Annotated in this window: 21 protein-coding genes; 14 read left to right on the top strand and 7 right to left on the bottom strand. The window is 63.5% G+C overall.

What is annotated here, in order from left to right; genetic code table 11:
• Positions 1 to 47: 47 nt before the first annotated feature.
• From gcvT to ACYJ11_RS01200, 5 genes are all read left to right on the top strand, one after another.
• The gene (gene gcvT / locus ACYJ11_RS01220) at positions 48 to 1,139 is read left to right on the top strand and encodes a glycine cleavage system aminomethyltransferase GcvT (protein WP_461646449.1); all 1,092 of its coding nucleotides are present in this window, start codon (positions 48 to 50) and stop codon (positions 1,137 to 1,139) included.
• Complete coding sequence (gene gcvH / locus ACYJ11_RS01215; protein ID WP_461646448.1) at positions 1,136 to 1,519, top strand: glycine cleavage system protein GcvH; 384 nt, start codon at positions 1,136 to 1,138, stop codon at positions 1,517 to 1,519. Before gcvT ends, gcvH begins: the two co-directional genes overlap by 4 nt.
• A gap of 108 nt (positions 1,520 to 1,627) precedes the next feature.
• The gene (gene gcvPA, locus ACYJ11_RS01210) at positions 1,628 to 2,971 is read left to right on the top strand and encodes an aminomethyl-transferring glycine dehydrogenase subunit GcvPA (protein WP_461646447.1); all 1,344 of its coding nucleotides are present in this window, start codon (positions 1,628 to 1,630) and stop codon (positions 2,969 to 2,971) included.
• A gap of 82 nt (positions 2,972 to 3,053) precedes the next feature.
• Entirely contained in the window at positions 3,054 to 4,475 is a 1,422-nt protein-coding gene (gcvPB, locus tag ACYJ11_RS01205) for an aminomethyl-transferring glycine dehydrogenase subunit GcvPB (protein WP_461646446.1), read from the top strand.
• A 76-nt stretch (positions 4,476 to 4,551) separates the two neighbouring features.
• Positions 4,552 to 8,439, top strand: coding sequence for a PAS domain S-box protein (locus ACYJ11_RS01200; protein ID WP_461646445.1), 3,888 nt, complete (start codon positions 4,552 to 4,554; stop codon positions 8,437 to 8,439).
• Here ACYJ11_RS01200 and ACYJ11_RS01195 read toward each other — a convergent pair.
• The 3 genes from ACYJ11_RS01195 to ACYJ11_RS01185 all read right to left on the bottom strand — a co-directional run bounded on the left by ACYJ11_RS01195 (position 8,436) and on the right by ACYJ11_RS01185 (position 9,294).
• A complete protein-coding gene (locus tag ACYJ11_RS01195) occupies positions 8,436 to 8,804 on the bottom strand; it encodes a response regulator (RefSeq protein WP_188979145.1) in 369 nt (122 codons plus the stop codon). The two genes, ACYJ11_RS01200 and ACYJ11_RS01195, sit on opposite strands and share 4 nt — an antisense overlap.
• Before the next feature lie 38 nt (positions 8,805 to 8,842).
• Entirely contained in the window at positions 8,843 to 9,055 is a 213-nt protein-coding gene (locus ACYJ11_RS01190) for a DUF7511 domain-containing protein (RefSeq protein ID WP_188979147.1), read from the bottom strand.
• Positions 9,056 to 9,123: 68 nt separating this feature from the next.
• Positions 9,124 to 9,294 carry a DUF7838 family putative zinc beta-ribbon protein gene (locus tag ACYJ11_RS01185; protein ID WP_005538215.1) on the bottom strand — a complete coding sequence of 57 codons (171 nt, stop codon included), beginning with the start codon at positions 9,292 to 9,294 and terminating at the stop codon, positions 9,124 to 9,126.
• Positions 9,295 to 9,385: 91 nt separating this feature from the next.
• On the opposite strand from ACYJ11_RS01185, the gene msrA reads away from it, so the two are divergent.
• From msrA to ACYJ11_RS01165, 4 genes are all read left to right on the top strand, one after another.
• Positions 9,386 to 10,054, top strand: a complete 669-nt coding sequence (msrA, locus tag ACYJ11_RS01180) for a peptide-methionine (S)-S-oxide reductase MsrA (RefSeq protein WP_461646444.1) — start codon at positions 9,386 to 9,388, stop codon at positions 10,052 to 10,054.
• 126 nt (positions 10,055 to 10,180) lie between these two features.
• Positions 10,181 to 10,717 carry a cob(I)yrinic acid a,c-diamide adenosyltransferase gene (locus ACYJ11_RS01175; RefSeq protein WP_461646443.1) on the top strand — a complete coding sequence of 179 codons (537 nt, stop codon included), beginning with the start codon at positions 10,181 to 10,183 and terminating at the stop codon, positions 10,715 to 10,717.
• Positions 10,718 to 10,817: 100 nt separating this feature from the next.
• Entirely contained in the window at positions 10,818 to 11,792 is a 975-nt protein-coding gene (gene mvaD / locus ACYJ11_RS01170; protein ID WP_461646442.1) for a phosphomevalonate decarboxylase MvaD, read from the top strand.
• A 71-nt stretch (positions 11,793 to 11,863) separates the two neighbouring features.
• The gene (locus ACYJ11_RS01165; RefSeq protein ID WP_461646441.1) at positions 11,864 to 13,009 is read left to right on the top strand and encodes an NAD(P)/FAD-dependent oxidoreductase; all 1,146 of its coding nucleotides are present in this window, start codon (positions 11,864 to 11,866) and stop codon (positions 13,007 to 13,009) included.
• Between the two features lie 206 nt (positions 13,010 to 13,215).
• Here ACYJ11_RS01165 and ACYJ11_RS01160 read toward each other — a convergent pair whose 3' ends face one another.
• The 3 genes from ACYJ11_RS01160 to ACYJ11_RS01150 all read right to left on the bottom strand — a co-directional run bounded on the left by ACYJ11_RS01160 (position 13,216) and on the right by ACYJ11_RS01150 (position 15,965).
• Complete coding sequence (locus ACYJ11_RS01160; RefSeq protein WP_461646440.1) at positions 13,216 to 13,692, bottom strand: hypothetical protein; 477 nt, start codon at positions 13,690 to 13,692, stop codon at positions 13,216 to 13,218.
• Between the two features lie 384 nt (positions 13,693 to 14,076).
• Positions 14,077 to 15,063 carry a chemotaxis protein CheW gene (locus tag ACYJ11_RS01155; protein WP_461646439.1) on the bottom strand — a complete coding sequence of 329 codons (987 nt, stop codon included), beginning with the start codon at positions 15,061 to 15,063 and terminating at the stop codon, positions 14,077 to 14,079.
• Positions 15,060 to 15,965, bottom strand: a complete 906-nt coding sequence (locus ACYJ11_RS01150; RefSeq protein ID WP_080505498.1) for a ParA family protein — start codon at positions 15,963 to 15,965, stop codon at positions 15,060 to 15,062. The genes ACYJ11_RS01155 and ACYJ11_RS01150 overlap by 4 nt, the downstream gene beginning before the upstream one ends.
• Before the next feature lie 170 nt (positions 15,966 to 16,135).
• Here ACYJ11_RS01150 and ACYJ11_RS01145 point away from each other — a divergent pair, with 170 nt between their 5' ends.
• Positions 16,136 to 16,621 (top strand): FlaD/FlaE family flagellar protein, encoded by a 486-nt coding sequence (locus ACYJ11_RS01145; RefSeq protein ID WP_170095709.1) that lies wholly within the window; start codon positions 16,136 to 16,138, stop codon positions 16,619 to 16,621.
• A 140-nt stretch (positions 16,622 to 16,761) separates the two neighbouring features.
• Positions 16,762 to 17,856 (top strand): rod shape-determining protein, encoded by a 1,095-nt coding sequence (locus tag ACYJ11_RS01140; protein ID WP_005538227.1) that lies wholly within the window; start codon positions 16,762 to 16,764, stop codon positions 17,854 to 17,856.
• Here the strand turns inward: ACYJ11_RS01140 and ACYJ11_RS01135 are convergent.
• Entirely contained in the window at positions 17,853 to 18,038 is a 186-nt protein-coding gene (locus tag ACYJ11_RS01135; protein WP_461646438.1) for a hypothetical protein, read from the bottom strand. The genes ACYJ11_RS01140 and ACYJ11_RS01135 overlap by 4 nt on opposite strands.
• Before the next feature lie 211 nt (positions 18,039 to 18,249).
• Between ACYJ11_RS01135 and ACYJ11_RS01130 the strand changes: the two genes are divergently transcribed.
• The 3 genes from ACYJ11_RS01130 to ACYJ11_RS01120 all read left to right on the top strand — a co-directional run bounded on the left by ACYJ11_RS01130 (position 18,250) and on the right by ACYJ11_RS01120 (position 22,428).
• Positions 18,250 to 19,740 (top strand): hypothetical protein, encoded by a 1,491-nt coding sequence (locus tag ACYJ11_RS01130; protein WP_461646437.1) that lies wholly within the window; start codon positions 18,250 to 18,252, stop codon positions 19,738 to 19,740.
• A gap of 218 nt (positions 19,741 to 19,958) precedes the next feature.
• Positions 19,959 to 20,093: a hypothetical protein gene (locus tag ACYJ11_RS01125; protein ID WP_023843340.1), complete on the top strand. Its 135-nt coding sequence runs from the start codon at positions 19,959 to 19,961 to the stop codon at positions 20,091 to 20,093.
• A 223-nt stretch (positions 20,094 to 20,316) separates the two neighbouring features.
• Positions 20,317 to 22,428 carry a GH32 C-terminal domain-containing protein gene (locus ACYJ11_RS01120; protein ID WP_461646436.1) on the top strand — a complete coding sequence of 704 codons (2,112 nt, stop codon included), beginning with the start codon at positions 20,317 to 20,319 and terminating at the stop codon, positions 22,426 to 22,428.
• Positions 22,429 to 22,477 lie beyond the last annotated feature (49 nt).

Here is a 22,477-nt window from a genome sequence, read left to right as displayed (position 1 = left end):
CGGTGAAGGGCCAAACGGTAAGACCACGCGGTTCGACAGGTCCGGGTATGACACTGCGGGCACCACCGCTCTCTGCGATTCACCGGCGGGCCGACGCTTCGTTCACCGATTTCGGCGGGTGGGAGATGCCGGTCGAGTTCGAGTCGATCCGCACAGAACACGAGGCAGTCCGGAGCGAAGCCGGGAAGTTCGACGTTTCGCACATGGGACAAATAACCGTGGACGGCCCGGACGCGACGACGCTGACACAGCGGCTGACCACCAATGATGTGACCGTGCTGGACCCGGGCGAGGCCCAGTACGGGGCGATCACAGACGAGGACGGGATTATGCTGGACGACACCGTCGTCTACCGACTACCGGAAGGTGCGGCCGACGAGTTCCTGTTCATCCCGAACGCCGGGCACGATGGAGAGATGACCGAACGGTGGCTCTCTGAGCGGGACGAGCGCGGGCTCGATGCAACGGTGACGAACCGGACCGAGGAGTACTCGATGATCGCCGTCCAGGGGCCTGACGCGCCGGACCTGCTGGCGGCTGAGACGGATGTTTCGCTCGCTGGCTTATCGCGGTTCGAGGTGGCTGACGGGGTCGTTGCTGGCGTCGACTCGCTGATTGCTCGGACGGGCTATACGGGCGAACGGGGCTTCGAAGTCCTCTGTCCACCCGACGGTGCCGAGGCGGTCTGGAGTGCGCTGGAGTGTCAGCCCTGTGGACTGGGCGCGCGCGACACACTTCGTCTAGAGATGGGTTTTCTGCTTTCCGGTCAAGAGTTCCATCCGGTCGACGAGCCCCGGACGCCCTACGAGGCCGGCATCGGCTGGACGGTTGCGCTCGATACGGAGTTCGTCGGTCGGGACGCACTGGAGGGCGTCGCCGCGGACGGTCCCGAAGAGAAGCTCATCGGCATCGAACTCATTGACCGCGGCGTCCCGCGCCACGGGTACGACGTGACAACGCCGGAGGGGGAGCCGATCGGCCACGTCACCAGCGGAACGATGAGTCCGACACTGGGATCGCCGATTGCCCTCGCCTACGTCCCGGCGGCGTACGCCGAACCGGACGAGTCCGTCCGCGTTGTCGTCCGCGGTGAACCGAAGAAAGCACGTACCAGGAGCACACCATTCCTCGATAGATGAGCTTCGACGTTCCCGACGACCTGCGATATCTGGAGTCACACGAATGGGTACGCGTCGCCGGCGACACCGCCGAGGTCGGCATCACGGCGTTCGCACAGGACGAACTCGGCGATGTGGTGTTCGTCGAGCTGCCCGAGGAAGGGGCGGAGCTGACCGCTGGTGAGGACTTCGGCGTCGTGGAGTCGATCAAGGCTGTGTCCGACGTGTACGCCCCCGTCTCCGGCACCGTCACAGCAGTCAACGACCGACTCCGCGACGAGCCGGAACTGCTGAACGAAGACCCGTTCGGCGACGGCTGGATGCTCAAGCTTGAGGTCGACGACGAGAGCGAAGCCGACGACCTGCTCTCACCCGACGCGTACCGCGACCAGATCGAGTAAGGCTTGGTGGCAGCGGTCCCCCGAAGGGGGTGAAAGGAGTAACCTAATGTGGACACGGTCGCTAGCTGTCGATATCATGTCACCCCGGCGCTACTGGGTGGTTCTCCAATGAGCGATAGTGATTCACATGCCACAGGCAGTCCGTACGCACCGCAGACGGCCGCAGAAACCGCGGCGATGCTCGACGCGGTCGGAGCCGACGACCTCGAGTCGCTGTTCGACGTTCCCGAATCAGTGGCTTTCGACGGCGAGTTCGGTATCGACGCCCGGAGCGAACGGGCGACGCGCCGGGAAGTCGCTCGTCTCCTGGGTCGTAACGCCGACCTTACTGAGTTTCTCGGGCGCGGCCACTACGACCATTACGTCCCGAGCGTTGTCGATGACCTCGCAAGCCGGTCGGAGTTCCTGACCTCCTACACGCAGTACCAGCCAGAGGTCGCACAGGGGTTCCTGCAGGCCCTCTTCGAGTTCCAGTCGATGCTGGTGGAGCTCACGGGACTGGGCGTCGCCAACTGCTCGATGTACGACGACGCGACGGCGCTGGGCGAGGCGGCGACGCTGTCCCAGCGCGTGCGTTCGGTGTCCGGCGATCGGATTCTAGTTCCCGAACACCTCCGAGAGGGCAAACGCGCCGTGCTGTCGAACTACGCCGATGGACCGGACCTCACGGTCGAGTCGTACCCGATGACCGACGGCGTCGTCGACGTGCCGGCGCTGGCCGACCAGATCGGCGACGCTACCGCGATGGTGTACGCCGAGTCGCCGACGGTCCGGGGCGTCATCGAGGAACGCCTCAGCGCAATCGGCGATCTGGCCCACGATCACGAGGCGCTGTTCTGCCTCGGCTCGGACCCGATAGCGCTGTCTCTGCTGGAGCGGCCGGCCGATGTCGGAGCCGACGTGGTCGTCGGCGACGCCGCGTCGCTGGGGACCGGAACGGCGTACGGCTTCGGACTGGGGATGTTCGTCACCCGCGAGGAGTACTTGCGGCAGGTTCCCGGTCGGCTGGTCGGGGCCAGCGAAGACGCCGCCGACCGCCGCGCGTACACGCTGACCCTCCAGACGCGAGAGCAGCACATCCGCAAGGAGCGGGCCACTTCCAACATCTGTACAAACCAGGCGTGGGTCGCGCTCCGAACCGCGATGCACGCCGCGTGGCTCGGCCCGGACGGGCTGGTTGAGCTCGCCGAGGACTGCGTGACCCGCGCCCGTGACCTGGCCGACCGCCTCGACGACATCGTCGGCGTGAAAGCGCCGATTCACGGCCGCCACCACTTCCGGGAGTTCCTCGCCCGCACGGACCAGCCTGCAAGCGCAATCGTTGCCGATCTCGCGGCTGAGGGCTTCGCAGTCCACGCGGTCGACGACCATCTGGTACAGGTGTGTGTGACCGAAACCACTGCTGACGCCACAGACGAGTTCGTGGCGGCGTTCCGGGAGGTGGCGAAATGACACTCGCCTCACTGCGTTCGGCGAAACACCGTGGGACAAACCACGTCCCACGAGCTTCACGCTCGACATGGGGGTGTCTCGCGTGAAATACGATCAAGCGCGCTGGACCGATAACAGCGACGACCGGTACGAGCCGCTGCTCTCGGAGAAAGCGAGCAAAACGGTCGACATTGAGGACTCGCCACTGCCCGATGATCTGACGCGGGACAGCCTCTCGCTGCCGGACCCCGCCGAGCCTGAATTGGCCCGCCACTACACCCGCCTCTCGCAGATGAACTATGGCGTCGAGAGCGGGCCGTTCCCGCTTGGCTCGTGTACGATGAAGTACAACCCCTCCTTCACCGAGGACGTGGCCGCACGGGCTGACGCCGCAATCCACCCGAACCGACCCGATTCGACGATTCAGGGGACGCTGGCACTGTGTCACCGGCTGCAGGACTATCTGGGCCGCATCGGCGGTATGGACGCGGTGACCCTCCAGCCGCCGGCCGGCGCGGCCGGTGAGTTCACCGGCATCCAGATAGCGAAGGCCTACCACGAACACAACGACGACGAGCGCTCGGAGGTCGTCATCCCGGACTCGGCCCACGGCACGAACTTCGCGACGGCGGCGATGGCGGGCTACGAGGTCGTGGAGCTACCAAGTGGCGACGACGGCCGCGTCGACATTGAGGCACTGGAGGCGGCTGTCGGCGACGACACCGCCGCGCTGATGCTCACAAACCCCAACACGCTGGGGCTGTTCGAGCGCGACATCGAGCACATTGCCGACATCGTCCACGACGCCGGCGGCCTGCTGTACTACGACGGCGCGAACCTCAACGCCCTTCTGGGGCGCGCTCGCCCCGGTGACATGGGCTTCGACGTGATGCACTACAACGTCCACAAGACGTTCGCGACGCCCCACGGCGGCGGTGGCCCCGGTGCCGGCCCGGTCGGCGTCCGCGAGGGATTGGCCCAGTTCCTCCCGAACCCACACGTCAGAGAGCGCGGCGGCAACTACGAACACTACGAGCCGGACCACTCAATCGGGAAGGTGCATGGCTTCTATGGCAACTGGCCGGTACTTCTCAAGACCTTCGCCTATATCGCCAGGCTCGGCGACGAGGGGCTCCGGGACGCCAGCGCCAAGGCCGTGCTGAACGCGAACTACCTCGCCGAGCAAATCGAGTACGAGGTGCCCTTCGGCCCGTTCCACCACGAGTTCGTCGCCAGCGCGGGCGAGCAGGACGCCGCCGACGCGGCCAAGCGGATGCTCGACTACGGCGTCCATCCGCCGACGACGAAGTGGCCCGAAATCGTCGACGAGGCGCTGATGACCGAACCCACGGAGGGCGAAACCAGACGCTCGCTGGACCAGCTCGCAGCCGCGTTCAACGCTGTGGCCAGTGATTCGGACGCCGAACTGGCCGACGCGCCGTCGCGTCCGGCGGCGAAACGCATCGACCAGGCGACTGCGGCCCGGAACCCGCGGCTCTCCTGGCAGGCGCTTGACGACACGTAGCCGCTCGTTTCGACATTTGATACTCTTGCCCGAGCGTATATGCCACCCCGACGTATAGCCGTTACAACGGAACGCTATGTCCGATATGCCGAATTTGTTGTACGTAGGCCGTGCCGACGATGACGCGGATACAGCCATGCCAGACGCGCCGGCCACGGTCACGTCAGTCACCACCGTGGCGGCCGCGCTCTCGGAACTGGCCGAGCACGCCTACGATGCCGTCATCTGTGAGCAACACCTGCCGGGCACGGAAACCGGTCTAGAGGTGATAGCGGCAGTACGTGAGCAGTACGACACGCTCCCAGTCGTTCTCTGTACGGCCGAGCCAGATGGGATGGTCGCCGCCCGCGCGACACAGCTCGATGTAACCGAGTACGTCCCCCGCAGCGACGTGTCGCTGATGGACCGAGTGTCCGACATCGTGACGCAGGGGAGCGAACCGGCGGGCCACGGCAACGGAAGTAGCTCACCGGCTACTACCGATGACCGACCGACGCGGCTTCCGCCGGAACTCGCGGACTCTTTCGACGCTATCGCGGGCAGTATCTCCGACGCCGTCGTCACCATCGACGCCGACAGCGAAGTCGTGTACGCCAACGACGAGGCTGCCGAGCTGACGGGCTATGACCGTGAGGAGCTGGTCGGTGACGATTTCGCGAAAGTGATCCCCGAACACCTGCGAAGCTCCCACTTCGAGGGAGTGGACCGCTACCGCCGGACCGGCGACCGGAACGTCGACTGGGACTATCTCGAACTCCCGCTCGTGACCGCTGATGGGAACCAGCTGACCGTCGCGGTGTCGTTCGGTGATTTCGAGCGAAACGGACAGTGGTTCTGTACGGGCGTTCTCAGGGATATCTCCGATCGGAAGGAGCGCGAGCGGGCCCTCGAAGAGACGAACCGGCGGCTCGATCTGGCGCTGGACGGGACAAACACCGGCGTCTACGAGTGGAACCTGGACACCGACGAGATGGTCTGGGACGAGGCGACCGCGGAACTCTTCGGGACGACGCCAGCGACCTTCGAAGGCACTGCCTCGGCATTTTACGAGTACGTCCATCCCGACGACCGCCAGTCACTCGAAGCGGCGGTCGAGCGGGTTTCAGAGAGCGGCGAACGGGTCGACGCCGAGTTCCGTACCGACGTCGACGGGGAGACGCGGTGGCTCCGGACGCGCGGAGTCATTGAGGAACGCGACGCACAGGCTCCGCGTCTCGTCGCCATCGCCACGGACATCACGGCACGCAAGGAGCGGGAACGGACGCTGCGTGCCAACAATGACTCGCTACAGGAACTGACACAGCTTGCAGCCGGGAACGGACTCAGCGAGGCCGAAACTGTCCGTCGGGTCATCGAAATCGGGCTGGACCGACTCGACATGTCGTTTGGCTACCTGAGCCGTATCGAGGACGGAGTCCACGAAATCCAGATGGTCTCCGGTAACACTCCTCTCGAATCCGGAACAGAGACGCCGCTTGAAGACACGTACTGTCAGCGAGTGCTCGAATCCGGCGACCTCTACGCGATTACCGATGCCACCACCGAGGACGGACACGCGTCGGACGTGTACAGAAAAACCGGCGTCGCGTGCTACGCTGGTGGCCTCATCACAGTCGACGGCGAGCCCTACGGAACGCTCTGCTTCGGCGACGAGCAGGCCCGGGTGGAGTCCTTTTCCGACAGCGAGGAGGCGTTCATGAAACTGCTCGTTGAGTGGGTGAACCACGAACTCGAACGCCGCCACCGTGAGGACGAACTCGAACGGTACGAGAACATCATTGAGGCGGTCGACGACGGCGTGTACGCCCTCGACTCCGAGGGGTACTTCCAGTTCGTCAATCAGGCGATGACCGACCTCACGGGCTACTCCGAATCCGAGCTGCTTGGGTCGTACACCGGCTTCATAAAGAACGACAGTGTCGTCGAGCGTGCCGAGTCCATCGTCCAAGAGATGATATTCGGGGACCGCGACGACGAGGAGACGTTCGAACTGAAGATCCAGCAGGCGTCGGGGGGCTCGTTCCCGGCACAGGACCACATGACGCTGCTGTACGACGACGACGGGCGGTTCGCTGGGACTGCGGGCGTCATCCGGGACATCACAGAGCAGAAACGGCGCGACGAGGCGCTGTCCGGACTGCTGGACACGACTCGGTCGCTCATGCAGGCACAGACGCCACAGGAGGTCGCCGAAACGGTCATCGAGGCGACCCGGTCTGATCTCGGATTCGACCATTCACTCGTGCGGCTGTACGACGATGAGACGGATACGCTCCAACCCGCCGCCGCCAGCGACAGAGTCCCGGAGCGGCCGGTGTACGACGCCGACGAGGGGTTCCCCGGCGACGCATTCCAGCGCGGTGACCCGCTGGTCATCGACGAGTTCGAACGGGTCGACAACTACGACTCCGACGTTCTGTCGGCGACGATGTACCTCCCGATGGGCGACCACGGGGTCGTGAGCATCGGCGCACAGGACGGGCAAGAGTTCACCGATTCGGACATCTCTGTGGCGGAAATCCTCGCCTCCAACGCGGCCGCTGCGTTCGACCGTGTTGAGCGTGAACGGAGCCTGCTGCGGTACGAATCAGTGGTCGAGAACGTCCGTGATATGATGTACGTCCTCGACGACGACGGTCGGTTCCAGCTGGTCACCGAACCGCTCGCGGAGTGGCTCGGCTACGAGCGGGCGACGCTTCTGGGCCAGCACCCGCGGATTGTCCTCGATCAGGACGCGATTGACGAATTTACGTGTCGCATTGGCGATCTCTGTCAGCAGGGCGGAACCGGGGCAGTCAAGCTCGAAACGGCACTGGAAACGGCACACGGAGAGACGCGTCCGGCAGAGATCGAGGTGTCGCTGCTCGGCGCGGACCAGTTCCGTGGAACCGTCGGCGTCGTCCGGGACCTGACCGAACTCAAGCAGGCACGGGCAGAGCTGGAGGACGAGCGCGACCGGTTCTCGTACCTGTTCAACACGCTTCCCGACGCCGTCATCGAGACGGAGACCGTTGCAGGCGAGTCGGTCGTCAGATCCGTCAATCCCGCGTTCTCCGACGTGTTCGGGTACGAACAGGACACGGCCGTCAACAGTCCCCTGTCGGACCTCCTCCGCCCACCGGACACTGCGCACGATGAACTGCCCCGGTTCGACAACGGGCAGGCAAACGGCGACCCCTTCCAGACGGAACTCCGACTGATGACCGAGACGGGGTTCCGCGACTTCCTCTTCCGGGGCGTGCCGTACAGCCGGGACGGTGACAGCATCCGCGGATTCGGTATCTACACCGACATCACTGAGCAGCGCGAGCGCGAACGCCGGCTGAAACTGCTCAACCGCGTTCTTCGGCACAACCTCCGCAACGACCTGACTGTCGTCCTCGGGATGGCTGACGCGCTGGATGAGCGAATTAACGACGAGGACCAGCGTGCCATTCTCCATCGGCTTCAGCGAAAGGCGGAGGAGATGGCGTCGCTGAGTGAGCGCGCACGCGACATGGAGCGCTCCGTTCGCCGCGACCAGTACGGTACGGACCCGGTCGACGTGCCCGCAACCGTTACCGATACCGTGTCTTCGTATCGCGACGAGTACGCCAGTGAAATCAAAACAGACCTCCCGGATGTGTCGGTTACGGCGGGTGATGGGCGATTACATCGAATCCTCGGTGAACTCCTCGAAAACAGCCTCGAACACGCCGGCGACGACCCGTCTATCCGCATCGGTGTCCAGACGGGCCCACGAACCGTCTCAATCACTGTCGCCGACGACGGGCCGGGGATTCCACAACACGAACTCGATGTCGTGACCGGCGACGAACCGATTACGCAACTGCGTCACGGGACCGGACTCGGTCTGTGGCTAGTCGTCTGGGTGACCGAAACCTACGGCGGCACAGTTGACTTCAGTAGCAGTCCGGACGGCGGAACAGTCGTCACACTGGAACTGCCTCGGATAGACGCCTAGATGGTGTCGCGAATCCGGTCGGCGAGCACGCTGTACTGCTCCGTGCCCGTTCCTTTCTGGACCACGGCAGTGACGCCGTGTTCTGCGGCAGCATCTGCGACGTCGTCGTGTTCGCGGGCCGTAAACAGCAGAAACGGGATGTCGACGTCGTTATCTCGGAGCGCGCGACACAGTTCCATTCCGTCGAGCCGGGGCATCTTGTAGTCACTGACGACGGCGTCGAAGTCGCCGTTCGTTGCCAGGTCCAGTGCCGCTTCTGGGTCGTCCTCCGTCGTTATCTCGAACCCGTCTTCCTGTCCCAGAAACGTCCCGACGATCTCCAGAACGTCTACGTCTTCGTCTACCAGTAGGACCTCGATACTCATCGGTTCTAGATCCGTGGTTCCCCGATAAAAACTCTCGGTCACCGCATCGCATCCAGATCGACGACGACCTCCTTGTCAACGGTAATCCACGTCGATAGCTTGGCAATGCCGGAGAGCCCCCGCGGTGACACGGTACAGCGATCCGGTTCACCGGTGTACTCAACCACGGTCATCGACAGCTTGTGCGGGGCCTGCGTTCGCTCGGTGGTCGCGTTCCCTGCACCGTGCGGGTCGTGCGGGTCGAGACTCATCGGTAGCAGATATCTCTCTGGGACGGTGTAAAACAGCTGCTAAGAGGTCTCTATACCGATCCGGAGAGCTATGCTGCCTGTCCAGTGTCGACTTCGCCGTCGATGCGGACGAACCCGTAGTCACACTCAGGGCAGTGCCACTTGATCTTGGTCCCCAGGTGCATCGTCGTGCTCGCGACCTTCCAGAAGTCGCGGTACTCTTCGCATTCAGGACAGTAGTGTTCGAGTTCGAGGCTCATACTCGGTTGTTTTCGCAGGGGTACAGTTGAATTTCCCGGTTCCACGCGGGGCGTCGAAGCAGGCAAACCGCTCGAACCCCTGTCTTCCAGTATGACTCAGAGTGCGTACGAGCCGACCCATCCGACCGAACTGGCCGTCGACGCTGAATCGCTGCCGCCATCGGCGACCGAGACGGCGACGTTCGGCATGGGCTGTTTCTGGGGCCCGGACGCGCGGTTCGGCGCGATGCCGGGCGTGGTCAGGACGCGGGTGGGCTACGCTGGTGGGGCCGAACCGAACCCCAGCTACTACTCGCTGGGCGACCACACCGAGGTCGTTCAGGTCGAGTACGACCCCGACGCAGTGAGCTACGAAGCGCTGCTGGACGTGTTCTGGACGAACCATGCACCGTTCTCCGCGCCCCTGAAGCGCCAGTACCGCGGCGTGGTGCTGGCACACGATGACCGGCAGCAGGAGACCGCGGAACAGACGCGCGAGGAACTCGAATCGCGGACCGGGAAGACCGTCGAAACGGCTATCGAAGCACTTGACCAGTTCTATCTGGCGGAAGACTACCACCAGAAGTACGAACTGCGCTCGACACCGGTGATTGCCGACGAACTCGAAGACCGCTACGGCGGCGCGTTCGTCGATTCGACGGTCGCCGCCCGGCTCAACGGCTTCGTTGCCGGCCACGGCGAAGACGACGGCCGCGAGGCACTGTTTGCCGAACTTGATATCTCACCGGCTGCGCTCTCGGAAGTCCGTCGCCGGCTCTGAACGCGGTGCCGGCGGTCCACAGTCGCCACGGGGCTCGGCCGTCCGCGCTCGCCACGGATCTCAGCCGCCCGCGCTCCCCAACGATTCGCCCACGGCTATAAGACGCTGGCAGTGCCAGATTCAGCTATGACTATCTATACCGGTCGCGGCGACCAGGGCCAGACAGATCTCCGGAACATGGAGCGGGTCTCGAAGGACAGCCGCCGTATCGAGGCCTACGGGACCGTCGACGAGGTGAACGCGCTGGTCGGCGTCGTCAGGCCGACCGGTCAAGACGACATCGACGAGAAGCTCCGGGTCATCCAGAACCACCTCCACATCGTCCAGGCCGACTTCGCCAACCCCAGCCCAGAGGAGGACGACCCGCGGATACAGGAGTCCCACGTCGAGACGCTCGAAGACCTCATCGACGAGGCCGATTCGGAGCTGGACCCGCTCGAATCGTTCATCCTCCCCTCCGGATCCGAACCTGGGGCGAAGCTCCACCACGCCCGTGCGGTCTGTCGGCGCGCCGAGCGCCGCTGTGTCTCCTTCGCCGCCGAGGAGGCCGGTGTCAACGAGACGGCTATCATCTACCTGAACCGCCTCTCGGACGCCCTGTTCACGCTCGCCCGCCTCGTCAACAAGCGCGAGGGCATCCGCGAGGAAAACCCCGAGTACTGACGCTTCGGGGCTTTTTCTCGGCAGGAGACATCTGAAACTCGACGCCACGCTAGCGGCGGCGGTTCGCAATAGCAAAGTGACCGGCCCGGAAGGGTGAGGTATGAAAGCGACCGCGAAGGCACATCCGATTCAGGGGCTGGTCAAGTACCACGGGATGCGCGACGAGGAACTGCGACTGCCGTACCACGACAGCATCTCCGTCTGTACCGCACCGAGCCACTCGAAGACGACGGCCGCCTTCGACCCGGACCGCGAGGAAGACGTGTACGTCATCGACGGTGAGGAGGTCACCGGCCGCGGGGCCGAGCGTATCGACGCCGTCGTGGACCACGTCCGCGACCTCGCCGGCATCGACCACGGCGTCCGCTTCGAATCGGCGAACAACTTCCCGACGAACATCGGCTTTGGCTCGTCCTCGTCGGGCTTTGCCGCCGCGGCGATGGCCCTCGTTGAGGCGGCCGGTCTCGACATGACGCGACCGGAAATCTCGACGGTCGCACGCCGCGGCTCCTCCTCGGCCGCGCGTGCGGTGACGGGTGCGTTCTCCCACCTCCGGACCGGCATGAACGACAGGGACTGCCGGAGCGAGCGCATCGAGACGGACCTCGAAGACGACCTGCGAATCGTCGCCGGGATGGTCCCATCCTACAAGGAAACCGAGGAGGCTCACAAGGAGGCCGCCGAGAGCCACATGTTCGAGTCGCGGATGGCTCATATCCACAGCCAGATTTCGGATATGCGCGATGCGCTGTACGACGGCGATTTCGACGCCGTCTTCGACCTCGCCGAGAAGGACTCGCTGTCGCTGGCCGCCGCGACGATGACCGGGCCGGCCGGCTGGGTGTACTGGCAACCGCGAACCATCGAGATATTCAACGCTGTCCGGGAACTCCGGAACAGCGAGGACGTTCCCGTGTACTTTTCCGTCGACACCGGCGCGAGCGTCTACATCAATACGACCGAGGAGTACGTCGGCCGCGTCGAGGAAACGGTCGCCGACTGCGGCGTCGACACCCGCGTCTGGGATGTCGGTGGCCCCGCACAGATTCTCTCCGAGGACAAGGCGCTGTTCTGAACTGGTACTGAACCCGGCCCGTCGCCCGCGAGAACAGGGTTATCCGGACGCCGCTCTAACCGGCGGACACAATGCGCGTCGCCGTTCTCGGAGCCGGATATGCCGGACTCTCGCTCGCCAGAAAGCTCGAACAGACTCTTCCCGACAGCGTCTCGCTGGTCGTCGTCGACGAACAGACAGAACACCTCGTGCAGCACGAACTCCACCGGGTCGTCCGGCGGCCGTCACTGGCCGACGAGATCACCGTCGACCTCGATGAGGTACTCGACTGTGAGATTCGACAGGCGAGGGTCACGGATGTAGCGCCCGACGAAGGGACTGCGACGCTGGACGGGTCTGAGACCCTGTCCTACGACGTGGGTGCGGTGTGTCTCGGCGCGCAGACGGCGTTCTACGACCTCCCGGGCGTACGCGAGCATGCGACGCCGCTGAAGCGCCTCGACGATGCCCGCGAGATCCGCGAGCGCTTTCTCGAACTCGGCGATGGCGACCGTGTGATCGTTGGCGGCGCTGGCCTGTCAGGTGTGCAGGTGGCCGGCGAACTGGCCGAGATGCGCGAAGACAGCGATATCGAGGTCCTCCTGCTCGAACAGGAAGACGCCGTCGCGCCGGCGTTTCCGGCGTCGTTCCAGTCGGCCGTCCACGACGCGCTGGTCGACGCCGGCGTGACCGTCAGGACCGGAACCGGCGTGGCTGAGGCCGATGCCGACGCGGTTACGCTCGGAGACGGCACGGACCTGTCGATGGACCAGTTCGTCTGGACCGGCGGTATCGAGGGGTCGCCGGCACTCGACGCCGACCGGCCCGTCGTTCGGGCGGACCTCCGACTCGGCGAGTCGACGTTCGCCGTCGGCGACGCCGCCCGGGTCGTCGACAGCGACGGCGAGGCTGTGCCAGCAAGCGCGGCGGCGGCCATCCGCGAGGCCCGTGTCGCCGCGGACAACATCGGGACACTCGTCGAGCAGTCACAGGGTAGCCACGGCGAGTTCCAGCCCCGACTGACCCAGTATCAGTTCAACGTGCCAGGCTGGCTCGTCTCGGTCGGCGACGACGCCGTGGCGAAGGTCGGCCCCTCTGTCCTCACCGGGCGCGCCGCGCTAGCGCTCAAGACGACTGTCGGTGCGGGCTATCTGGGAACGGTGGGTGCCGTCCAGAACGCGGTCGATCTCGTCAGTGAGGAGCTGGACCTCGACACGGACGAGACGGAAAGCGAGTAAAAATACCGGAAACACGAACTTGGTGAAACCCGCAACCGATGATCGGTTTTCGCGGCCGCGCTGTATAGCGGGCGTGAGTCGATTACGGATGGACTATAGTAACAATTGAAACGATTTACACACTGATCGCACTGCAGTCGTGCGATCAGGTGTGCATTGATTTTCAATAGCTACTATAGAATAATCGTGGTACAAACAGAATCACGCTACAGCTCTGCGAGGGCGGCTACGTATGCACTACCGGTCCCGACAGTAACGACGACGCTGAGAAAGACCATCCACTGGGCCAGCACAGACCGCCTTGAGGCTGTTCCGGTCCACGCCGACGAGTATCGATGGACTCCGTAGGCGAACAGCGTGCTCGCCAAGACGAACACCGCCGGCAGGAGTGCGAGTGACAGAGTCGGCTCGCCACGGCCCGGGAACAGCCCCAGCCTTATCAGCGGGCCAAGAAGCGCGACAAATGTTAATCCATACAAAATACCGAACACGAACGACAGGAGTAGGTATCGGGGTCGAAGGACCACTCGCCAAGACGGGGTCTCGTCGTCCGGGCGGCCACCGGAAGCCTGGACGAGAAAGCGGCGGACATCCGGGAGCACGGACAACACCGGAACGGACAGTACGCCCCCGGCCAGTCCGATGCCGCCAGTTATCGCCACCATCACCCCAAGCTGTAGCATGAAAAACAAAAGAAGCTGTAAAATCAACATAAGGAGGGTTACCAGAGAATCAAGTATTTGCATAGATATGTAATTTCAACATAACGTAATAAAGCACTGCGTGATGGTTGTCGGGGGTTTGGGTGCCCCACCGACTGTGGTCGTTCGATCAGACTGTGACAATTAACACAGTGCTGGTAGCAACTATTTTACGCTCTATTCAGCAGGATGGATGAAACAATCTCTGAAAACGAACATCAATAGATTTCCCCATTCGTTCTGGTAAATCACAGCGGAAAGTGAAACGACACCATCCGTTGCCGAATATTCTGCCTGTATGCAGCACGGCATTTGTATCAGTTACTAAGGATTTCAACCAAGCCGAAAAAACAGGAAGACGGCGCGTCAGTCCTCACCGTCCGCGGTTGCGTTCCCGAGCACGTCGTCGGGTTCGATCCAGATGACGAACTCGTCTTCGCCGTCGCGGTCGACGACACCGTTGATGTAATCGCCGTCGACGGGGGCGGTGTTCACTTCGGATTCGGCGACAGGCACGACCTGACGGACCTCATCGACGATCCATCCCATCGCGCCCTGTTCTTCGAACACACCTGCGTCGAAGACGACGATGAGGTTCTCTGACCCGTCGCTGTCGATGTCCATCATCTCCTTGGGGTTGAGGATCGTCGTAATCTGCCCCCGGAGGTCGACGACGCCCTCGACGTAGTCATCGGTGTTGGGGACGCGAGTGACCGTTTCGCGTTTGACGATCTCTTCGACGTAGTCGATGTCGAGACAGTAGTACTCGTCGCCGAGCGCGAATTCGAGGACCCGGACCAGTTCCTCTGTCTGGGTCGCCTCGTCGTCGATAGCCGCAGCGCGAGCGCCACCCTCGGTCGTGGCGGTGTTGTCCGACGCCATCGCCTCCTCGATGAGTTCCTGGTCCGGCAATTCGACGCCGGTCGGGCCCTGCATCGGGTTGGCCGACGCCGAAAGGTCGTCCGTCGGCTGGTCGACGGCACCAGTGTCGGTGTCGCCGGCCGTTACCTGTGTGGAGGCCTCGGCCGCTCGCTGTGCGGCGGCCATCGCGTCAGTGTCATTCTGGTCAGCGACTGCGTCGCTGGCGTCGGTGGCGCTGCCGGTGTCAGTGTGGGCCTGTCCATCGGCTGCAGACGCTTCGTCAGTCGTGTCGTCGCTGGCCGCGATCGCCGATTCCGCGTCGGCGGTCTCGCCTGCCGTCTCCTCGGTTTCGCCCTCGTCGTCGGGCTGCTCACCGGGCCCATCCGCGGAGGCGTTGTCTGTCTCCTCGGTGTCGTCGGTAGTTTCTGCCTTGTTCCCCTCGCGCATCTGCCGGATGCGCTCCGCCCTGTCCATACGTTCGTCGTCACTCATGCTGGTACCTCTGTGTCGGTAAAGCCGAACTGCTCGTCGAGTTCTGCGGCGATGTCCTCGAAGACAGCCGCCATGTCACACGATTCCTCGGTCGCGAAAATAGACTGGCCGGCGCTGAACGCGCGCTGCAGCGCCACCCGTTTACGGACCTCCCAGACGGGACTGTCCGGGAACGCCATGTTGAACCATTCGAGCATCGTCTCGTCCTCGGACGTCGTTTCGACCCGATTGGCGACGACGCCGAGCGTGTTGATCGACGCGTCGGTCTGGCGCTCCATCGCGGCCATCTGGTCCATCAGCAGTTCGATGGCCCGTTCGGAGGTGGCCTCAGTCAGTGCGGGAATGAGGACGTTCTGTGCGGCGTACATACCGGTGTCGGTCAGCTTCCCGTAGAACGGCGGGCAGTCGATGATAACGTAGTCGTAGTCGGCGTCGAGCGTCGACAGCGCCCGGTCGAGCGTGTCGAGCGCGTGTGACCCCGTAACCATCTCCGGCGTGATGTTGATAGCGAACGAGGCTAGCGCGGCCTGGTCGATATCCCCACCCTGTGTGTTGACCCGGGCGATGAGGTCGGCGATGGTCAGTTCGTGCTCGGCCTGAAGCATGTCGATGCTGGAGGGGATCACGTCCATCTCCTCGCCCTCGCAGATAAGCTCACCCAGCGCCGATGGATCGCCGGTCAGTGCGTCGAATAGCGTCGGCGGGTCGGCGTCGTACGCCTCGACGAGGCCGACGCCTTCCGTGGCGTTGCCCTGCGGGTCGAGGTCGATAAAGAGGACGTCCCGGCCGCGGTCGTTCAGTGCACCGGCTACGTTGATAGCAACTGTCGTCTTTCCGGTCCCGCCTTTCGCGTTGGTCACACAGAAGCGGGCTGGACCGGTTTCTGATTGCCGGTTCATCATCCAAGTATCCACAGGTCGACTCCGAGTCACTATAAAAATGTGGTCCCGATTATCAACGTCGCAACTGGGGGACGGAGCACGGACGAGACTGAAACACCCGCGAGCGTGTGCATGACGGCCGTCTGACGGTGTGCAAGATTTATGATTGTGTAGATTGAAGGGTCAGTATCATGACCATCAACCCGCGCGATTACGACCTCGACGAGTTACGGAAGATGGCTCGTCAGCGGGGCAACGGGATGGGCGACGAGGACGTCCCGGACCCGACGGACCTGGACATGGGGCTTGACGACGCCGATGAAGAGGTGCTTGCGGGGAGTTCGTTCCGCTCCGGACTGTACCGTGAACTGCTGCCGTTCCTCGGTGGTGACGCCCACGAGAAGCCCTATCTCGAAGCACTGCCCGAGACCTACGCCGCGGAGTTCGTGGTCTTCGAATGGCTCGAGTTCCTCCTGATGCACTCCGGGTATAAAGGGGCCGACGAAGCGCTCGATTACTATCGCTCGATCGACTGGCTAACAGAGGACGTACAGGACGACCTCTCGGATTACCTGCTTGGCATCGACGAGTCGGCGACCAACGACGACAACGAACTGAGCGTCGACGACCACATGCTGAGCCTCGTCTACATCGCGAAGCTCACTGCGATGACGTAACCTTCGTTTTCAGCACCAATTCTGTCCGTCGAATCCCCGATACTGAGGGGGACGCAGTATCAGTCACCCGAGGGGACAGCTATCAGTCCTGAATACTAGGGAGAGGATATATATCGGGCGGTCGACAAGGACGACCGTATATGAGTGACGAGGATGCGGACGACGACACCGGGTCCGAATCGGACGCCGGTGTGTCGTCGGACGGCGCTGCCGCTGTTCCGGTCGGGGTCAAGCTCGGGAGCACCCGGACCGTCATTGCCCTGCCGGGCGAACACGGCACGGAGAACCGGATCATCAAGACACTGACGTGCATGGCGACGTACGAGGACGCCCTGACCGGCGAGGAAAAGGTCCTCTACGGCGAGGAAGCGGCCCGCGAGTATCCAGACCGCGTCGAGTACATGCTTCGGTCGGGGCTTCCCGAGGACGCCGACCGGGCCGAGATGACCAAGACGTTCTTCGAGGCCATCATCGAGGAGCACGACATCCCGGCAAACAGCGGCGTCGTGTACGCCATCCCGACCATCGACAATCCGACCGGGCTGGAGAACCTCCAGAACGTCATCGAGAACTCCTCTATCGGGCTGGACCTCGTCGAGAGCTACCCGGAGTCGCTGTGTGGCTCTATTCCGGCCTTCGGCGACGACCTCGAAGCCATCGACGAGATATTCGTCTCCGTCAACATGGGGTCGACGAACCTCGAAGCCTCCGCGTACCGACGGGGCGAGCAACTCTCTCCGTTCACGACGGGCGCGGTGACCGGAAACGAAGTCGACCGGATGATCGCCAACTACGTCGAGGAAGAAACGCAGGGCCGTGTCAACATCGACAACCAGACCGCCCGCGAATACAAGGAAGAACACGCCGACTTCGTCGACTTCGAGCCGTTCACGGACATCATCCAGCAGCCCGGCGGCGGCTCACACGAGTTCACCATCGAGCGCTCAGTGATGGACGCGGTCAACGAGTACCTCGACGACGCCGTCGACGAACTGGCCAACACGTTCCTGCCGGAACTGGCGAACGATTACATGAAAGTGTACCAGCTCGCGCTGGACCGGCCGATCGCCATCACCGGTGGCATGGCCTGCATCCCCGGTATCGTCGACGAGTTCGAAGAACGCCTCAGCGCGGAGCTGAACCGCGACATCGATGTCATCGCTGCTGAGGAACCGGACATCGCACCGACCATCGGCGCACAGCGGATCGCAGCGCGCCTCGTCGAGACCAGCTAGGGATTCCGCCAGCAGTCCAGCCACCGCTCGATTCTGGGCTCGGACTGTGCCATTTTATGACCGCGACCGGTCGAGAGCAGTTCGAATACGTCGGTGTCGATTCCGAGGCTGGTCGCGTCCGTTGCGAGGTCACCACCCTGTCGCTTCTGAGATGAACCCCCGCCGAGACTGGTACGTGGCATATGCTCGGCTACGGCAGCTTGATACCTAAAGCCAAGTCAGACACCCGTCTGCCGGCTGACGGACGGCGTGACGAGACACGTGGAGTATCGACGGCCACAGCCCTGACGGCGACGCGACAATGCAATTCACGTTGGGTTTATATTAATTTACTACGCCAGTATCAGAATACATAAGTCAAACTCAAACCTTCAGACGTATTCTGACCCGATAATGGGGAAAATTATCAGGTTAGATAATCTGGAGACAGATCCACCCGATGTTCTCACTAGTACCGGTTCGGGCGGGCTCTTCTCGACCGGATATCTCCACGACGAGCCGGCACTGGCAGCCGTCGACGACGACGAAACCCCACGGTTTGCTCTCACCAGCCGCAAGCACGGCGTCGAAATCGGCACCTCAGAGTCAAGTGAGACTGTGCGGCCGGGCAGCAACTACCGAATGGTCGGCGTCGTGACTGACAAGCGGGTCCTGTTGCTGGTGGGCGATGACGACGGCGACAGGCGGTTCGCCATCCCGCACGTCGATATCGACCAGGTCGCGGGCGACCACTCCCTGGGCCACGGCCAGATCACGTTCCGGCGGTGCGGTGAGACGGAGTGGCGGGTTCACTGTGGCAAGCAGGGAATCGTCGACCTGACCGCGTATCTCTCACACGCGTCACAGGCGTGGGTCCGTGTCGAGAACATCTTAGACGAGGTCAAGCGGATGCTGGTGACGGCGACAGAGCAGCGCGATCAGGGAGACTACGAGCAAGCACTGGCGACGGTGCTGGAAGCCGGGGACCGTCTCGACGCGGCCGGGGAGACGGCTACCGAGTTCGGGCCGCCTGGCGATACAAACGCGCTCGAAGACCGGGTTACGACGGTACAGGAGCGCTATATTGCGACGCTCACGGAAGTCCGTCGAAGCCGCGCCCGCAGAGCAGTCGACACCGGTGAGCAACACTGGCGGGAGAACGATTTCGAAGCGGCGTACGATGCCTACGAGGCGGCGCGAGCAGAGTACGACGAGATCTTTTCGCTCCCCACAGAGGACATCCCCGAACTCACCGACATCCGTGCCGAGCGGGACCGACTCGACACTGTTATTGAGGACCTCAAGCAGTCACCGCTGCACACTGCGGCTGCAGCCGACAACGAGGCTGTCGCGGCGGAAGACCCCGCTGTTGCCGCCGACCACTGGGCCGAGGCGCTCGAAGCCTACCGAGACGTTCTCGAACTCGACTGGGGGGCGGACGAACGGCGGTTCGCTGGCGACCCCAAGCGGGTCCGGGACCGACTGGGGACCGTCGCGGAGAACCTCGTCACCGCGCGGCGGACAGTCGCGACGGACGCGATGGAGGCAGGGGACTGGTACGCCGACGCCAGCCAGCCCGACGCCGCGTTAGCGGAGTACAAGACGGCGAAGGCGGCGTTCGAAACTGCCCTGGTAGACGCCAGAGACTGTTATCCGGACGCCACCGACCACCTCGAAGCGGAACTCGATGCCGTGGAACAGCGGCTCTCACGGGCGAAAGCCAGACTCGATGAGGAACCCGTCGACGTGGACGACCGCTTCGACGGGACCGAGACAGCGCCGGACGTGGACATCACGACCGCCGACGAACGCTCGCCGTCTGCGACTGACACGACCGACCGCTCGGATACCGAGACCGGTAGCACTGACCCGAAAATCGATCCGACTGGACACGGCGGGTCGTAGTCCCCGCAAGCCACGCATTTTCGGCTCACCGTCTACTGTCTGTGCTCGTCCACGCTCTGGAGACCTGTGTAGTGATGTGCTATCGCCACAGAACGAATGCTTCTGCGGGGCCCCATGAGACGAGATAGCATAATTCAGCCGTGTCAGACCGTCTCTCGCCCGGACCGACTATGGTCAGGAGAAAATTTATATCCTTCAATAGAATATATACAATTATAATGGATTGCACCAACTGTGGCACACGGATGTCATACAACGACCAGACGACAAAGCTCACCGAGTTCGTCTGTCCCAGCTGTCACGAAACCGTCATCGACTGGAAGGCCGAGGCCCGCAACGCTCGCGTCCACTGACCGGTCCCGCTCGCTTTTTCATCGAGAGTTCGCCGTGAGCCACTGCTCTGGTCATTGATTTCGGTCTCCCCGCCGTCGTAACCGGGGTGAGGTTACGCTGTAGGCAGCCAGTGCTTGCCGGCTGCTTTGCCGCCTCAAGCACCGTCAATATCCACAAGAGCGTGCATATTCGATCAGAAACGATTGCCGAATGTTTTTATATTTCAGGAGGGGATAACGGGCAATGGCAGATTCGCCACGCATCGGCTGTCTCTACGTCGACGCCTGTACGGACGAGCAGGCGTCGGCCTACGACTGGTGTCAGGAGGCGGTCGACGGTGCGGAGCGATGCGCACTTTCGTCGGTCGAGCCCACCGAATACGACGTCCTCTGGTGGCATCGTGACGAACTGTTCGACGAGCGAACCCTTACCGACGCGCCGGCCCTGGCCGCATACGTCCGTGACGGTGGCTCACTCCTGCTGACGCTGAACGCGCTCTCGACCGTCGAACCGCTCGGGTTCGAGGAGGTCGCACCCGACGCCACCGGCTGGGAAGAGATCCCCGAGTCAACTGGTCATCTCTGGCAAGCCCTCTACGATGACCACCCGATCCACGCGGACTACGACACCCTTCGCGTCCATACCCGCGGTGCCGGTGTCACGATTCCCTACGCGAGATACGAGTCCATCGCACCACAGTCGGGAGACGTGCTCGCGAGCACGGTCCGGGGCGACACCGATGTCGTCAAGCAGATGTCGATTCTCTCCTGGGAGCCCGGCAACGGGCAGGTGCTGGGTATCGGGTCTTCGGTGGCGTTCGCCCAGCCGACCCACGATGTGTGTCAGGGCAACCGCGAGACACTCATCGAGAACGCGCTTGACTTTCTATCGACGGACGACCGGCACCCGCTGACCGGCCGCCCGAAGGATGTCGACACGTTCGGGCAGTTACGCGAGCGGCTCGACGACGACCCCTGTCGCCCGTCCTACCACGTGACGCCGCCGGCGAACTGGCTCAACGACCCGAACGGCCTCATTCACTGGAATGGCCGCTATCACCTGTTTTACCAGTACAACCCGGCCGGACCGTTCCACAACACGATCCACTGGGGCCACGCTGTCAGCGACGATCTTGTCCACTGGGAGGACCGCCCTGTCGCACTCACACCGTCGCCCGACGGCCCGGACCGGGACGGCTGCTGGTCCGGCTGTGCGGTCGACAACGACGGCGTCCCGACCGTACTATACACGGGCGGTCGCGACAAGCGTCAGCTCCCCTGTATCGCCACCGCTAGGAACGACGGCCTCACAGCCTGGGACAAGGACCCGGACAACCCCATCATCGAGGAGTTGCCGGCCGAACCGGAGGTGCTCCGGACCGAGGACTGGGAAGGGGAGTTCCGGGACCACTGCGTCTGGCGCGAGGACGGGACCTGGTACCAGCTCATCGGGGCCGGGATCGAGGGCGGCGGTGGGGCGGCGCTGCTGTACGAATCCGCCGACCTCCGGAACTGGGAGTATCAGGGCCCGATACTCGCTGGCGACCGCGACACCGCTGGAACCGTCTGGGAGTGCCCGGAACTGCTCGATTTCGGGGACCGCCAGCTCCTGCACATCTCGAACTACGAAGATGTGGTGTACTTCCTCGGGACATACGAGGACGGCGAGTTCAAGGCCGACCGCCGCGACAAGCTCGACCACGGCGACTTCTACGCCCCGCAGTCGATGTGGACCGACGACGGCCGCATCCTGACCTGGGGATGGCTCCCCGAAGCTCGCGACGTGAGCGGGCAGTGGGACGCCGGCTGGTCCGGTGCGATGTCACTTCCCCGGGAGCTGTCGCTGGCTGACGACGGCGGCCTGTGCCAGCGGCCGGCCCCCGAACTCACTGAATTACGTGGCGACAACACGAGCTACGACGTGGTGCGCCTCGACGCGGGCGACACCGAGCAGTTGCCGGTCGAGAGCCGGTCGTTCGAACTCCGTGCCACGGTTCGGCTGGAGGACGCCGAAGCCGTCGAGCTGTCCGTCCTCGAATCGCCGGACGGCGAGGAGCGGACGCCGATTCGGTACTCCTACGAGAGCGAAATCGCCGTCGACCGGTCGGCGTCGAGCACCGATCCGCAGGCGACCGGCGATACCCAGTCGATGCGGGTCCAGCCGTACGACGCGCCGCTGTCGCTGCGTGTCTTCGTCGACGGGAGCGTCGTCGAGGTGTTCGCCAACGAGCGCCACTGCCTGACCAGCCGCGTGTATCCGACTCGCGGGGACGCGACCGGCATCTCGCTGTCGGCCGAGGGCGGTTGCGCGACAGTTGCGTCGCTGGATGTCTGGGAACTGGATTCAGTCTGGTAGACGGTCCGGCCGGATACGTGGAAAAAGGCCGCTTTGAAGTCACTACTCC

This window comes from Haloarcula sp. H-GB5 (assembly GCF_054850705.1).
This window is presented reverse-complemented; position numbering and strand designations above follow the sequence as displayed.

What these genes read in the sequence shown, in the direction of transcription:
- gcvT (WP_461646449.1), top strand. Translation starts at nt 48, where the DNA reads ATGACACTGCGGGCACCACCGCTCTCTGCGATTCACCGGCGGGCCGAC.
- gcvH (WP_461646448.1), top strand. Translation starts at nt 1,136, where the DNA reads ATGAGCTTCGACGTTCCCGACGACCTGCGATATCTGGAGTCACACGAA.
- gcvPA (WP_461646447.1), top strand. Translation starts at nt 1,628, where the DNA reads ATGAGCGATAGTGATTCACATGCCACAGGCAGTCCGTACGCACCGCAG.
- ACYJ11_RS01200 (WP_461646445.1), top strand. Translation starts at nt 4,552, where the DNA reads ATGTCCGATATGCCGAATTTGTTGTACGTAGGCCGTGCCGACGATGAC.
- ACYJ11_RS01195 (WP_188979145.1), bottom strand. Translation starts at nt 8,804, where the DNA reads ATGAGTATCGAGGTCCTACTGGTAGACGAAGACGTAGACGTTCTGGAG.
- ACYJ11_RS01190 (WP_188979147.1), bottom strand. Translation starts at nt 9,055, where the DNA reads ATGAGTCTCGACCCGCACGACCCGCACGGTGCAGGGAACGCGACCACC.
- ACYJ11_RS01185 (WP_005538215.1), bottom strand. Translation starts at nt 9,294, where the DNA reads ATGAGCCTCGAACTCGAACACTACTGTCCTGAATGCGAAGAGTACCGC.
- msrA (WP_461646444.1), top strand. Translation starts at nt 9,386, where the DNA reads ATGACTCAGAGTGCGTACGAGCCGACCCATCCGACCGAACTGGCCGTC.
- ACYJ11_RS01175 (WP_461646443.1), top strand. Translation starts at nt 10,181, where the DNA reads ATGACTATCTATACCGGTCGCGGCGACCAGGGCCAGACAGATCTCCGG.
- mvaD (WP_461646442.1), top strand. Translation starts at nt 10,818, where the DNA reads ATGAAAGCGACCGCGAAGGCACATCCGATTCAGGGGCTGGTCAAGTAC.
- ACYJ11_RS01165 (WP_461646441.1), top strand. Translation starts at nt 11,864, where the DNA reads ATGCGCGTCGCCGTTCTCGGAGCCGGATATGCCGGACTCTCGCTCGCC.
- ACYJ11_RS01160 (WP_461646440.1), bottom strand. Translation starts at nt 13,692, where the DNA reads ATGCTACAGCTTGGGGTGATGGTGGCGATAACTGGCGGCATCGGACTG.
- ACYJ11_RS01155 (WP_461646439.1), bottom strand. Translation starts at nt 15,063, where the DNA reads ATGAGTGACGACGAACGTATGGACAGGGCGGAGCGCATCCGGCAGATG.
- ACYJ11_RS01150 (WP_080505498.1), bottom strand. Translation starts at nt 15,965, where the DNA reads ATGATGAACCGGCAATCAGAAACCGGTCCAGCCCGCTTCTGTGTGACC.
- ACYJ11_RS01145 (WP_170095709.1), top strand. Translation starts at nt 16,136, where the DNA reads ATGACCATCAACCCGCGCGATTACGACCTCGACGAGTTACGGAAGATG.
- ACYJ11_RS01140 (WP_005538227.1), top strand. Translation starts at nt 16,762, where the DNA reads ATGAGTGACGAGGATGCGGACGACGACACCGGGTCCGAATCGGACGCC.
- ACYJ11_RS01135 (WP_461646438.1), bottom strand. Translation starts at nt 18,038, where the DNA reads ATGCCACGTACCAGTCTCGGCGGGGGTTCATCTCAGAAGCGACAGGGT.
- ACYJ11_RS01130 (WP_461646437.1), top strand. Translation starts at nt 18,250, where the DNA reads ATGGGGAAAATTATCAGGTTAGATAATCTGGAGACAGATCCACCCGAT.
- ACYJ11_RS01125 (WP_023843340.1), top strand. Translation starts at nt 19,959, where the DNA reads ATGGATTGCACCAACTGTGGCACACGGATGTCATACAACGACCAGACG.
- ACYJ11_RS01120 (WP_461646436.1), top strand. Translation starts at nt 20,317, where the DNA reads ATGGCAGATTCGCCACGCATCGGCTGTCTCTACGTCGACGCCTGTACG.